Genomic DNA, 12,919 nt, shown 5'->3' on the forward strand with positions numbered 1-12,919 from the left:
GCGAGACTGCGTGCACAGTTTTCCACCGAAGGTTTGGAGGGCGAGCTGTCGCGGCGGTTGATGCGGGCTTCGGGATATGGGGTGTAACTGCATAGCCGAAGCGATCGAAGGGGGCGCTATCACGGAACAATGAACGCTGAAAGCGCTGCGGCACCGGGCACCCCGCCACCTGCGATGGGCTACGCCTTGCTCGTCGCACCACGCGCGTCGACCTTGGCCAATTGGAAGCTCGATGAATGCCCCGGCACCCGGCGCCGGGCGTTTAGGGAATGATGCCCAACATGACCTGGGTGCGCTTTTCCGACAGGAACGACGCACTGTACTGGCGGTCAAGGCAAATAAGCTTGGAACGAGCAACCCCGCAGCCTACCAGGAGCTCTTCAAGCGAAACCAGGTGGTCGAGCCATCCAAGGTCCTTCGCCCGGACGATCACACCTTTGTCGGCACTACTGAGCACAATAAGCGGCGGGAGCGCAGTATGGCTGGCGAAGAGGTGAGCGAATAGGTCCTTCTCGCCGGGGTCCATATTCATACAGGCCGCATGCGCGCTCGTAAGCCTGTTGCGCTCCTGCCGGCTCACGATGTGGGAGGCTTTCAACCCTGCTTTCAGCGCCGCCGCGTCGACATGCACCCGATCATGGCTGGTCGTCTGCCCGGTGAGCGCCTCCCGCTCGCACATCTCGTGCCGTCTCAAGGTGATGTCCATTGGATAACTCCGGCCAAACCGAGATGCGGAATGATTCAATGATGACATTGGCGTCCAGAAAAATACGTCGTTGTGTCATGCGCGCTGGGGTCAGGACTTGAACGGATCGTGCAGTTCGTATGCCGTGAATAGGCCCGAGAGATCACCCAACGACATCCCTAACGTTTGCGCAGCCTTGCGTGCCGTCAATCGCCCACGGTCAAGCGCCACATGAAGCTCCCCGACGAAACTTCGCGAGAATGGCTTCGGCACCTCTTCCGCGTTTGCTTGGCGGCGGACAGCGCCGAGCGCGACACGCGCGGCATCGTCAATGCGGCCCAGGCTCTTAAGGCGCCATCCGAGTGCTTCCGCCGAAACGCACAACTTATGGGCCACGTCGGCCAAATGGCCGGCATCCTTCGCACGTTCGGGATCAATAAAAGCGTCCAGCGAGCTGCACGGCATCAACAGCGCTGCGGCGAAGTTGTCGGCGAGTTGCTCGATGCGCCTACTGAGCGCGGTACTGCGGTCGCTGAGGGAATTCGACTCACGATGCTGGGGCACCATCCGCTCCCACGTGAGTACATGAAAGAGTTCGTGCGCCAAATCAAAGTTGCGTCGCGCCGCGTTTTCGCGCCGATTGACGAGGACAACACCAAGCTCGGACAAATGGCATGCGGCGCCCGAGATGGTGCCCTTGATGTCGCACAACTCCTCGTTCGTGTCGACGAACAGCACGGGAATATCGAGCGTGGTTTCGACGTAATCGACGAGCTTTCGAGCTGGCACCGGGCCGAGCCTGAACTCCGATACGAGGTTCTCGGCACTCTGCTGCGCCTGCTCAAATGAACTCCTCGCGTCAAGGCGCAACGAAAACCCCAAAGCGCTGCGATCTGCTGGGGAGTGGGCGCGCAGCCAGCGCAAGAGGCCTACCCAGCCCGCGGCCTTCTCTTCGAACCGGTTGAGCACCTCCTCCGGCACGTCCTTGCTAGCACGCCACGAGTACTGAGCTTCCCCAACCACGCTGAACGGATCGATGAAATACTCGAGATCCTGGTCGAGCAAGTCGCTGAACTTGAGCAGCTCGTCGTCGCTGACCGATCGCTTGCCATTCTCTATGTCCGACAGCGTCTGCCGGTCGTTGAACCCAATCGCCGTAGACAGATCGTCCTGCGTCATGCGCAGGGCATCGCGCGCGATTTTGACGCGTAGGCCGATGATGACAGGAGAAATCGAGCGCATTGCCGCCGCCGTTGAGGAGGGTGTGGAAGCGGGCATTTTATTCTTGCAAATCGCAATTTGCAAGAAACGCCAGGACAGCGACTGGCCGGCGGCGACGGCAGGTCCATCTCGAGTGGCATCGGGCAATCTCGTCCGCGCCTGCCGCCCGCGTCGCCGCTATGAATGCACACTCACGATCTTCCGAATGAGATGGTTAAGCGTATCCTGCGCTACGCGAGGCACCGGTCGGCGAAATGGCGGAGCCGGCCAAAGCGTCAAGCCCACTCTTTTCTTCCACGCCCCGGGTGCGGCTTCGTCGTTTGCGTTGGAAAGGCAGTCGGACAAGCAGGCGGTGAATGACCTGCGCACTCGGCATGTGGGGTTGGTCGTTAGTCAGCCTTCCCGGCACGAAACAGAAGCTCCCTGGCAGTTCCGGTGGCCGAGCTCCCGCCTCGGCAGCGCCTCTACCGAGGCAAAAGGTCTTGGTCCGCCAATCGGATTTCGATCGCATTCGCGATTTCGACGTGATCCGGATTGTCAGCGGAGAACACGGCGTCCGCGACGCTCACGATGATCGTTCCAGTTTGCTTCTCTCCTTCCATGACGGGCAGCAGTTCCGCCGCTTCGGGGAGTTGCTCGCTCACGATCGCTTGCGGAAGATAGAGCATCCAGCCAACCCCCGGTCGCTTGGGGAACACCTGATACGTGGTGTAGTACCGTAGCGGGCCGACTTCGATGTAGAAGGCGCCAGGGCATATGTCAAGCAGTCCAAGCATGAGTTGTTGCATGTTTCTCGCGCTGTCAAGCGCGTCGACCTCGTCGAATTGCAGATCGAACAAGCAGATCGGCGAATCAGGATTAGATGAAAACGAAACAGAGAGCACCCCGCCCTTTCCTTTCTCGCTTCCGCTCCATACGCCCGTACTCCGATAGTTAGCCATTCCGTCCTTCCCGTCCTGCACTCGCTGGATCTCGAGCGCGGCAGGCGTTGGACCGCCGCAGTCGAACGCACGGTATGCAAGGGACTTCTTCCGCGTTGGGGCTGCCGGATGCCAAATTTCGATTGGAAGACCGAATGGTTCGAACAGTTGTGCGATTCTCCAGATGGTCCGAAGGTGTTCCTCTCGTGACGGGAGAGTCGGCTGTTGAAGTCTGAATGCCAAAAAAACGTTCATTTTACGGATAAAGTAAGGGTTCAATGGAAAAATTTTTCTCAGCAAAAATTTTAGAGAAATATCTATGCGAGATGGGCTGCATGAAATACCAGGTTAGCCGCGTCGGCGGATTGAATTTTGCAATATCACTTTGTTTGCTGGCCTGATGGAGCATGCGCTGAACACCGAACGCTCTGAAGAAGCGCTTCGGGCCACCAGTTTTCTTATCGAAAAACTGATCATACCTAGCCTTTGCCTCCTGAAGACGGCATTCCGTCGTTTGGAATCCATCGAATTCCATATTCATGAATTTCCATTCCGTGAATGGCGCGAAGCCAGTAACGCGCGCTTGATAGTCGCGGGAAATTTTCGACATGTGCCATCGCCTCGTAATCAGCCCGCCCCTTCGCGGGGGGCATTGCGCGTGCGACTCATAAGGCAACGGCACTGCGCGTGCTGCCGAGTTCGACTTCGCTTTGTCGGACTCGAGACCGTCTTGGTCAGACTGTGCTCTGTCGGCAAGCCCGCGCACGGCACCTCCCACCGCAGTTAGCAATCCCAAAAGTGCAAGGCCCGCCTGTTCGAGGCGCGAGCGGCGCGTCGATGCCATTATTTGTTCTCCTGTAGCTGCAGTGACTTATTGCGAAGCACCTCGATCAAATCCGCAAAACGCTCGTCCGGAGCAGCACCAGGCTTTCGAAGCCATCGCCGAATCGACGGGTGGCGATGGAAACCGGGCGCCTGTATTTCGAGATAGATGAAGTCCGCGAGTAGCTTGTCGCGTGATAGCCCTGCCGCCTTAGCTTCGGCGAATGCTTCGGTGAGCTTGTCGGGGAAGGCTGGGTCGTCGGCCAGCGTCGGATCGACCTTGCGGATGCTGTCTCTCACGGCCGCTATGAACTCTCGTTCTCCCTCGGTCAAAAACATTGTTTTATGGTTGTGCATGTTTTGATACGGACTTGGATATGAGCGGTAGGTTGATGGCGTTCTGCGCCGAATGCCAACAGCCGCAGTTGCATCGAATTATTTTGATTGCGTACCGCGGTCGTAGCTGTCGCAGTGGAAAAATTAGGACAAACGGAAGTGCGGGAAGTGAACCGGCTCGTTGCCCCAGCTCACTGCCTGCCTTCAGTCGTCAAGCATGCGTGATGAAATGCCTGCCCAGTTCAACCGCGATTTCGAGGCGCTGCCGCGACATGGACCCGGCTTGCCCAACGTGGCCAACTTCATGCGCGGGTGCCGGGACCGTACTATGACGCCGCCGCTTATTGTCGGTTTTCAGCCGCCGCTCACAAGAGTTCGACGATGCTTGGAATAGCGATGTTTCTCCGCGGCGGAGGTGACAGAAGGAGATCGATGGAATGGCAGAAATCCGGTCGTCGGCACCGTTCTTGGACCGGGGGCAGACCGGACTACAACCGAAGCGGTAACCACGCTGGGAGCGCTGCACACGGTCGGAGGCATTATGCCTGCCAGCCCGACCGGCGGGGGTGCTCATGCAAAAGCAGAGGCATTGTTTGGAAAAAAGGATGGTCCCGCACCGGACGTGGTTGTCGACTGCATTCACCGCAAGGAGATTTCCGTTGTTGTTCGTTGGCTGTCTTTGAAGTTCACGGCGGCATGGACTGCAAACCCCGTCCCGCCCCCCCTGGGGCCGTGAGCGCAAACTTCGGCGCTGTCGTTCACTCCGACGCGGGCAAGGCTATCCCGAAAAAGCTATTCGAAAATGCCATCGATGCACAAGCTTCCGCGCTTCTCCTGACGGACGAGCTTAAGCGGATGGACGAGGCGATAGCTGACCGTCTGGCGAATGCAAATCCCACGCTTTGAATTTGGGCATATGCAGTTGCCCGCTTTGCATTCGGAGGATGGTGTCATCGCGGTACGCTCGGCTGTTGCCCCCGCTGCCGGAGCAGCGCTTCTTGCGACGTTCACCGATATCAAAACTTACGCCGACGGGTCCTGCTCGGCGGCTGGTGACGGCTATCGCCCCCTTTGCCAACGTGGGCTTACACATATCGTCAAAAAACGATATATGATTCTGCCACTGACGATCCACTTAGCACTTCGTGCATGCCGCGCGAAGGGTGGAAAGTCCGGACGCTTGCAATGACGCTCGATATCGACGCCATCCACAAGGCGCTGGCCAACCCCGTGCGACGCGAGATTCTCGCGTGGCTCAAGGAGCCGGGTGCCTACTTCCCCGAGCAAGAACTACCGCTCGACTGCGGCGTATGCGCGGGCCAGATCAACGCGCGCTGCGGTTTATCGCAGTCGACGGTATCGGCCCACCTCGCCACGCTGCAAAGCGCGGGGCTCGTCACGGTGAACCGGATCGGCCAGTGGAGCTTTTTCAAGCGTAACGAAGCCGTCATCGAAGCGTTTCTCGCCTCGCTGCGCGACGAACTCTAAGGCAGACGCACGCCCCAGCGTTCCTGCGCAGTCCGATGGATTGCACGCCCGTCGTACATCACGGTGGCCCACTTCCGTGCGCCGCCCCTATGAGGAAAAACTTGCCATGCCTACTTTGTTCGATCCGCTCGTCGTCGGCGACCTGACGCTACCCAATCGCATCATCATGGCTCCGCTTACGCGCCAGCGTGCCGGCGACGAGCGCCTGCCGAACGCGTTGATGGCGCGCTACTACGCCGAGCGCGCAACGGCCGGCCTGATTTTGACCGAAGCGACATCGGTCACGCCGCAAGGCGTCGGCTATGCCGCTACCCCCGGCATCTGGTCGGACGGGCAAGTGGCCGGTTGGAAAGTCGTGACGGACGCCGTGCATGCCGCGGGCGGCCGCATTTTCCTGCAGCTGTGGCACGTGGGCCGCATCTCCGATCCGGTCTTCCTGGATGGCGCATTGCCCGTCGCACCGAGCGCGATCGCCGCCGGCGGCCATGTGAGCCACATTCGGCCACAACGCCCGTTCGTCACGCCGCGCGCGCTCGAACTCGATGAGATCGGCGATGTCGTTGCCGCCTTCCGCAAGGGTGCAGAAAACGCCAAAGCCGCCGGCTTCGATGGCGTCGAGGTGCATGGGGCAAACGGCTATCTGCTCGATCAGTTCCTGCAAGACAGCACGAACCAGCGCACCGACGCCTACGGCGGCTCCATCGAAAACCGCGCACGCCTCTTGCTCGAAATCGTCGACGAATGCATTTCCATCTGGGGCGCCGGACGCGTAGGCGTGCACCTCGCACCGCGCGGCGATGCGCATACGATGGGCGATTCGAACCCGGCCGCAACGTTCGGCTATGTGGCACGCGAACTCGGCAAGCGCCGCATCGCCTTCATCTGCGCACGTGAATCGCTGGGCGACAATCGGCTTGGCCCTCAACTGAAAGATGCGTTCGGCGGCGTCTATATCGCGAACGAGAAGTTCACGAAAGACTCCGCGCAGCACACGCTCGACGCAGGCGAAGCCGATGCCGTGGCCTGGGGACAGTTGTTCATCGCGAACCCGGATCTGCCGACGCGCTTCAAGCTCGATGCCACGCTGAACAAACCGAACCCCGAGACGTATTACGGCGCGGGGCCCGAAGGCTACGTCGATTATCCGGCGCTCGAAACAGCTTGAGGTGATATGGCTGCCACGCCCCCCAGCGTTCCTGTAACGAAGGCCATCGTGACCGGGCACACGCGCGGTCTCGGTGCGGCGCTCGTCGATGCGTTGCGCGCCCAAGGCATCGACGTGCTGGGACTCGCGCGGTCCCGGCGAGCGCAGACGGCCGATGCGTCTGTCCTGCCGGGCCGGTTCGAAGAAGTCGAACTCGACTTGTCGGACACGCGTGTGTTCGCGCAGTGGTTGGCGAGCGATGCGCTCGCCAGCTTCGTGCGCGGCGCTGGGCGTGCGTTGCTCATCAACAACGCGGGCACGCTCGGGCCAATCGGCCCATCCGGTGTGCAGCCGCCCCTTGACGTCGCGGCCGCGGTTGCGCTGAACGTCGCCGCGCCGCTGATGCTCAGCGGTGCGTTCTCGGCTGCCACGGCCGAGGTGCCCGATCGCAGGATTGCGCATGTGTCGAGCGGTGCCGGACGCAATCCGTACCCGGGCTGGAATATCTATTGCGCGACGAAGGCGGCCTTGGATCACCATGCGCGTGCCGCCGCACTCGATGCCGAGCGCGGGCTGCGCGTGGCCAGCGTGGCGCCGGGCGTCGTCGATACGGAGATGCAAGGGCAGATCCGCGGTGCCGATGAAGCGCGCTTTCCGCTACGCGAGCGTTTTGCCGAGATGAAGCGCTCGGGGCAATTGGTCTCGCCCGAGCAGGCCGCGGCGAAATTCGTCGGCTACCTGCTATCCGACGCGTTCGGCGACACGCCGACAGCGGATATCCGCTCGCTGTAACCGGTGCTTCACGCCGAGTGGCGGCGAGATTTCGCCTCCGGCACCCGCATCGGCGATAATCGAGGCCGTTTACCCGATGCCGGACACGCGGCTTCGCTCCGCATCGGCTGAGCGAAGCCCCCTGCTCCGCGCTTCGGCACTTCGGTATTTCGGTACTTCGTTTCGCCGCCTATTCACTCATGAGCAAGCCCGGCAGTCCGCGCCATATCGACACCCTGCTTCGCGAAGCCGTCGAGCTTCAGCAAAACGGCGCGCTCGCCGAAGCCGAGACCGCCTACCGCGAGATTCTGGCCCTTCGCCCCCGCCACTTCGACGCCCTTCAATTGCTGGGCGCACTGGCGCTGCAAGCGAAGCGCTATGAGGAAGGCGTCGAGTGGTTGATGCGTGCGCTGGAAGTCGATGCCCGGCAAGCCGCCGTTCATTCGAATCTGGCCTTCGCGCTGAACGCGCTGGGCCGCCACGACGCGGCACTCGCGGCCGCCAATCGCGCGCTCGCGCTCAAGAGCGGTTTCGTCGATGCGCTCAACAACCGCGGCGTCGCCCTGGCGGGCGCGGATCGCCCCGGCGAAGCGCTCGCCACTTTCGACAAGCTGCTCGCGGCGAAGCCCGATTTCCCCGAAGCATGGAGCAATCGCAGTTGCGCCCTGCGCGATCTCGGCCTCGCGGAAGACGCGCTTGCCAGTTGCGACAAAGCACTCGCGCTGCGTCCGAACTACGCCGAGGCATGGAGCAACCGTGCCAACGCGCTGTCCGATCTGAATCGGCCGCTCGACGCGCAGGCCAGTTACGAGCGTGCGTTGGCCGCGTCGTCTACGTTCGTCGATGCCTGGAACAACCTCGGCCTGACGTTCGTCGACCTGAATCGGCATGCCGATGCGCTCGCCTGTTACGAGCGTGCACTCGCACTTTCGCCCGACTCCGCCGAGACGCATTGGAACAGGGCGCTCTGCCTGCTGCAAACCGGTGACCTCGCCGCCGGCTTTGCCGAGTACGAATGGCGATGGCAACGCAAGCGCATCGCCCCCAGCCGACGCGCGTTCGATGCGCCTTTGTGGCTCGGCGACGCTTCGCTGGAGGGTAAAACCGTTCTGCTGCATGCGGAGCAAGGGCTGGGCGATACGCTGCAGTTTTGCCGATATGCTGCCCTCGTGGCCAAGCAAGGCGCCCGCGTCGTGCTCGAAGTACAACCCGAACTCGCGCGGCTGCTGACGGGCCTCGAAGGCGTTGCAGCACTCGTGACGGCTGGCGAACCGCTGCCGGCGTTCGACTACCATTGCCCGCTGTTGAGCCTGCCGCTGGCGATGCGTACCGTCATCGCCACCATCCCGGCCGATACGCCGTACCTGTTCGCCGAAGCGCAAGCGTCGGCGCAATGGCGGGCCCGCATCGAGGCAGCGGTACCGAACGAAGCGTTGAAAGTGGGCTTGGTATGGGCCGGTGGCCACCGTCCGCACGTAGCCGAATTGAGAAAGAACGATGCGCGCCGCTCGCTCGACATCGAGCGGTTGGCACCGATCATCGAGGTGCCGGGAGTCCAATGGTTCAGCCTGCAAAAGGGCGAAAAAGCCGTTCAACAATTGAGCGCAATGCGCGAGCGTCACGAAGCGGCGCGGCGCATCATCGATTGGACCGATGAACTGAGCGATTTTGCCGATACGGCCGCACTCGTCGACAATCTCGATCTCGTGATTTCCGTCGATACTTCAACGGCCCACCTGGCGGGGGCGATGAACAAGCCCGTATGGATTTTGAATCGGCTGGATACCTGCTGGCGCTGGATGTTGGAACGTGAGGATACGCCGTGGTATCCGAGCGCGCGATTGTTCCGGCAGCCGGCGCTCGGCGATTGGGATAGCGTGATCGAGAGAATCACGCACGCATTGGCGGCACGGGCGGAGAAGCGTTAACGCATAGGGGGAGGACCCAATGATGCGATTTCCGGGGCTTCTTCGTTGCATCTTCGCCGTTCAACCCGTCGCGGGTGCGCGCGCGAATTGCTGACGATAGGCCGCGGGGCTCGTCCCGGCGATACGCCGAAAGTGCCTGCGCATCGATTCCTCCGAGCCGAAGCCCGCTCGTTCCGCGATCGCGCCGATCGATAGGCGCGGCCGCGTTTCGAGCATGTCCTTCGCCAATGCGATGCGTTCGCGAATCAACCACTCGTAGGGCCCGAAACCCGTCGCCTCCTGAAACCGCCTTTGCAACGTCCGGGGGCTCATCGCTGCACGCTGCGCCAGCGATTCGACGGTATGCGGCGACGCGGCATGCGCGCGCATCCAATCGATCAACCGGGCCAGCCGGCCTCCGTCGTCTTCCGGCGGCATCGGGCGCGGGACGAACTGCGCTTGGCCGCCGTCACGATGCGGCGGCACCACGAGGCGCTGCGCGACGCGATTCGCCACCGCGCCGCCATAGTCTCGCCGCACCAGATGCAACAACATATCGAGCCCGGCCGCGGATCCCGCCGACGTGACGATGGCACCTTCGTCGACATAGAGGGCATCCGGCGCCACGTGCAACGACGGATACTGTGCTTGAAGTTTTTCGGCATAGCGCCAGTGCGTCGTGACCGTTTTTCCATCAAGCACGCCCGCCGCCGCAAGCACGAATACACCCGAGCAAATCGAACAAAGCCGCGCTCCACGATCAGCTGCCGCGCGCAACTTGCGCAGCAACGGTTCAGGCGGTGGTTCGTCCGCATCGCGCCAACCGGGAATGACGATGGTATCGGCATGATCGAGCAGCTTCAGCGTATATGGTGCGGACAGCGTCACCCCTCCTGCTGCTCGAATCGGCCCGGCCTCAGCCGCGCAAACGGCGAAGCGATACCACTCGACATCGAGTTCCGGGCGCGGCAGCGCAAAGAGTTCGACGACGCAGCCAAACTCGAAGGTACAAAGCCGATCGTACGCGACGGCTACGACAAGATGAGATTGCATGGCGCGATGTTACCGGATGTTGTCGATTGCGCCACTGCCTTCGATGAAGATAAATCGCGAGAATGTCTCCACGCTTTCAACTGTCTTCAACTTCTCGACACTCGATACTCAACAAGAGAGGCATTCATGGGCACTTCATCCGCCGTCACCGCCGTCGCACCGGCACCGAGCGAGGCCGCGCTCGCGCATTTCGAAGCGTCCCTGCGCTTCGAAACGGATTGCGCCGACGTGTACGATGCGATCGTCGTCAAAGGCCAGCCGGATTTCGTTCTGCTCGATGTCCGCAGTCCCGCGCTGTTTGCCGCGGGACATGTGCCCGGCGCGATCAACCTGCCGCACGGCAAGATCGTCGCGTCCAAGCTCGCGCAGTACGCGCCCGAGACGATCTTCGTCACCTATTGCGCGGGGCCGCACTGCAACGGTGCGACCCGCGGCGCAATACGTTTGGCAAAACTGAGCCGGCCCGTGAAGGTGATGAGCGGCGGGATAACGGGCTGGGTCGACGAAGGCTTTGCGCTGATGACCGAGACCGCCGATGAACTGTCATCGGCAGCACCGTTCAAGCAGCCAGCAACGTCGCCAGTTCACGAGTGAGCGCATCGCTCGCGGGCGTCATCGGCGCCCGCAATTCGTTGGCGATCTGCCCTTGCACCGAAAGCGCAGCCTTCACCGGCGCGGGGTTCGGCTCGGATGCCAGCGCACGCAGCAATGGCGCCAACTCGTGATAAATCGCCCGGCCTTGTGCGAGATCGCCGCGCGCCAACGCGCGGTGCATGTCGACGAAGCGCTCCGTCCGCACATGCGCGGTGGCAGCGATCGCACCGGCACCGCCCATGCACATCGACGTGAACATGGCGTCGTCGTTACCCGCCAATACCTTGAGCCGTCCATCGAGGATCAGGGCCAATGTCGTTTCGGCCGAACCTGCGCAGTCCTTGATGGCCTCGATACGCGGATGCCCTGCGAGCGTGAGCAACGTATCGAGCTCAATGCGAACGCCGGTCCGGTATGGAATGTCGTAGATGACGATCGGCTTCGCACTCACGTCCGCCAGCGACGAAAAATGCTCGAGCAGGCCGGCCTGGGACGGCCGAATGTAATACGGCGCGGTGATGAGCAATCCATCGATCGGCTGATCGTTCAGGCGCAACACGCGTTCACGTACCGCAACCGCCTGGTTGCCCGCCACGCCTGCGATGACGGGCAAACCTTCCGCCGCTTGCAGGATCGTCGCGAGTACCGCGTCTTGTTCATCATCCGACATGGCAGCCGGCTCGCCGGTCGTGCCGAGCGCGGCGAAACCCGCTACGCCCGCATCACGACAGCGGCCGACAAGCGCCGCGAGCGCGCGATGATCGACCGCGCCGGCTTGAAACGGCGTGACGAGCGGAATCCAGATACCGGAAAAAATCGACATTGCTTCACCTCGAAACATGACCGAATCGAATCCGAGGGAGGCGCCGGGAGGCTGATAAGGAGAGAAACGTGTCGATGCTGTCCCGTCGCGCGTCCGACGGCACAGTGCACCGGTCAGACGTGCGGCTGTTTTTTGGCTTTGGAAACGACCGGCGCGACGGCGCCGCTGCACTGCGTCTGCAGGCTGAGCGGTGCGGCAACCGATGCGGGATTGAGGGGGCGCGTTTCCATCTGGCGCAGTGTACAGGCTGGGTGCGCCCCGGGGCAATAGTTTCTCTTACCGTGGAACGGCGCCTTTAATCGAGCGAGCCAGCCGTCATGCCGTTCAAGACTGCATTGAGCCCGTCATACGGCCCGGCTGGATTGAAATCGGATTAGCCGGCGTCATCCCTTGTAGCAACTCAAATCCTTCGGGCCAGTTGCCCAAGTTGCTCGCCGCGTTCAGATGCCCTTTCGCTCCCACTTCGACGAGTTCGCTACGCCACCCGCGCGCGCAATCGCGAGCGTACTCAATGCTTCCATAGGGATCGTTGCTACTGGCAACGACGGTGGTCGGAAACGGCAACGGCTGCAGTGGCACGGGGGAAAATCCGCTCGCCGCTTCGCGCGGAAACGCCGCTGATGCCGGATCGGGCACGGCGACGAGCAGCGCGCCACGAATGGTCAGCTTCGACCGGGCCGCCCAATGGACAACAGCCAAGCATCCGAGGCTGTGCGCGACGATGACGGCCTCCTTGCCGATGGCCGTCAATTGCCGTTCTATCGTGGCTATCCAGTCCTCGCACACCACCTCATTCCAATCGTCGACTGCCAGCCGTTGCCAATCCGGATGCGCGGCCTGCCATAGGCTTTGCCAGTGCGCCGGGCCAGAGTTGCCGATACCGGGCACGATGAGAACGGGGTCGTTCATTGTGCTGATCTCCATGAGTCAATGAGCAGTCAGTGTAAAGGTGCCCAAATTCAGGCAACATCTCGGATCAATGGAATTGAACGTCTCACGCAACCGAATTGACGGAATTTGAGGATGGCGGCAAATGAAACCTAAGTCTGTGGCGTTAGACAGGCTCGACTGGCGAATCCTGGAGGCGCTGCAGCGCAACGCGCGCATCACCAATACGGAACTCGGTAAGCAGATCGGGCTTTCTCAGCCTGCTGT

14 protein-coding genes are annotated in these 12,919 nt (G+C 61.7%); 6 read left to right on the plus strand and 8 right to left on the minus strand.

The annotated features are described in order from the left end of the window. Window positions 1-262: 262 nt before the first annotated feature. The 5 genes from ACTHL0_RS16560 to ACTHL0_RS16580 form a co-directional block, all read right to left on the minus strand. Entirely contained in the window at window positions 263-706 is a 444-nt protein-coding gene (locus tag ACTHL0_RS16560; protein WP_440567897.1) for a hypothetical protein, read from the minus strand. A 90-nt stretch (window positions 707-796) separates the two neighbouring features. Beyond that, window positions 797-1,927, minus strand: coding sequence for a helix-turn-helix domain-containing protein (locus tag ACTHL0_RS16565; RefSeq protein ID WP_440567898.1), 1,131 nt, complete (start codon window positions 1,925-1,927; stop codon window positions 797-799). Between the two features lie 443 nt (window positions 1,928-2,370). Continuing rightward, a complete protein-coding gene (locus ACTHL0_RS16570; protein ID WP_440567899.1) occupies window positions 2,371-3,105 on the minus strand; it encodes an Imm52 family immunity protein in 735 nt (244 codons plus the stop codon). Then, window positions 3,083-3,670: a restriction endonuclease fold toxin 5 domain-containing protein gene (locus ACTHL0_RS16575; RefSeq protein ID WP_440567900.1), complete on the minus strand. Its 588-nt coding sequence runs from the start codon at window positions 3,668-3,670 to the stop codon at window positions 3,083-3,085. The genes ACTHL0_RS16570 and ACTHL0_RS16575 overlap by 23 nt, the downstream gene beginning before the upstream one ends. After that, window positions 3,670-3,987 (minus strand): hypothetical protein, encoded by a 318-nt coding sequence (locus ACTHL0_RS16580; RefSeq protein WP_440567901.1) that lies wholly within the window; start codon window positions 3,985-3,987, stop codon window positions 3,670-3,672. Before ACTHL0_RS16580 ends, ACTHL0_RS16575 begins: the two co-directional genes overlap by 1 nt. 1,182 nt (window positions 3,988-5,169) lie before the next feature. Between ACTHL0_RS16580 and ACTHL0_RS16585 the strand changes: the two genes are divergently transcribed. The 4 genes from ACTHL0_RS16585 (at window position 5,170) to ACTHL0_RS16600 (ending at window position 9,315) form a co-directional block, all read left to right on the plus strand. Next, complete coding sequence (locus ACTHL0_RS16585) at window positions 5,170-5,472, plus strand: ArsR/SmtB family transcription factor (protein WP_440567902.1); 303 nt, start codon at window positions 5,170-5,172, stop codon at window positions 5,470-5,472. 106 nt (window positions 5,473-5,578) lie between these two features. Further along, the gene (locus tag ACTHL0_RS16590) at window positions 5,579-6,637 is read left to right on the plus strand and encodes an alkene reductase (protein WP_440567903.1); all 1,059 of its coding nucleotides are present in this window, start codon (window positions 5,579-5,581) and stop codon (window positions 6,635-6,637) included. A 6-nt stretch (window positions 6,638-6,643) separates the two neighbouring features. Next, a complete protein-coding gene (locus tag ACTHL0_RS16595) occupies window positions 6,644-7,408 on the plus strand; it encodes an SDR family oxidoreductase (RefSeq protein WP_440567904.1) in 765 nt (254 codons plus the stop codon). 179 nt (window positions 7,409-7,587) lie between these two features. Further along, complete coding sequence (locus ACTHL0_RS16600) at window positions 7,588-9,315, plus strand: tetratricopeptide repeat protein (RefSeq protein ID WP_440567905.1); 1,728 nt, start codon at window positions 7,588-7,590, stop codon at window positions 9,313-9,315. Window positions 9,316-9,375: 60 nt separating this feature from the next. On the opposite strand, the gene ftrA is transcribed toward ACTHL0_RS16600, so the two are convergent. Continuing rightward, a complete protein-coding gene (ftrA, locus tag ACTHL0_RS16605) occupies window positions 9,376-10,347 on the minus strand; it encodes a transcriptional regulator FtrA (RefSeq protein ID WP_440567906.1) in 972 nt (323 codons plus the stop codon). Between the two features lie 126 nt (window positions 10,348-10,473). Here ftrA and ACTHL0_RS16610 point away from each other — a divergent pair, with 126 nt between their 5' ends. After that, on the plus strand, window positions 10,474-10,941 hold the full coding sequence (locus ACTHL0_RS16610) for a rhodanese-like domain-containing protein (RefSeq protein WP_440567907.1): 468 nt from the start codon (window positions 10,474-10,476) through the stop codon (window positions 10,939-10,941). On the opposite strand, the gene dapA is transcribed toward ACTHL0_RS16610, so the two are convergent. After that, window positions 10,907-11,764: a 4-hydroxy-tetrahydrodipicolinate synthase gene (gene dapA / locus ACTHL0_RS16615; RefSeq protein ID WP_440567908.1), complete on the minus strand. Its 858-nt coding sequence runs from the start codon at window positions 11,762-11,764 to the stop codon at window positions 10,907-10,909. The two genes, ACTHL0_RS16610 and dapA, sit on opposite strands and share 35 nt — an antisense overlap. Window positions 11,765-12,088: 324 nt before the next feature. After that, window positions 12,089-12,673 (minus strand): RBBP9/YdeN family alpha/beta hydrolase, encoded by a 585-nt coding sequence (locus ACTHL0_RS16620; RefSeq protein WP_440567909.1) that lies wholly within the window; start codon window positions 12,671-12,673, stop codon window positions 12,089-12,091. A gap of 124 nt (window positions 12,674-12,797) precedes the next feature. Here ACTHL0_RS16620 and ACTHL0_RS16625 point away from each other — a divergent pair. Continuing rightward, on the plus strand, window positions 12,798-12,919 hold a 122-nt coding region (locus tag ACTHL0_RS16625), incomplete at its 3' end, for an Lrp/AsnC family transcriptional regulator (RefSeq protein WP_440567910.1).

Origin of the sequence: Trinickia sp. (genome assembly GCF_051961175.1) — a bacterium.
GTDB lineage: Bacteria > Pseudomonadota > Gammaproteobacteria > Burkholderiales > Burkholderiaceae > Trinickia.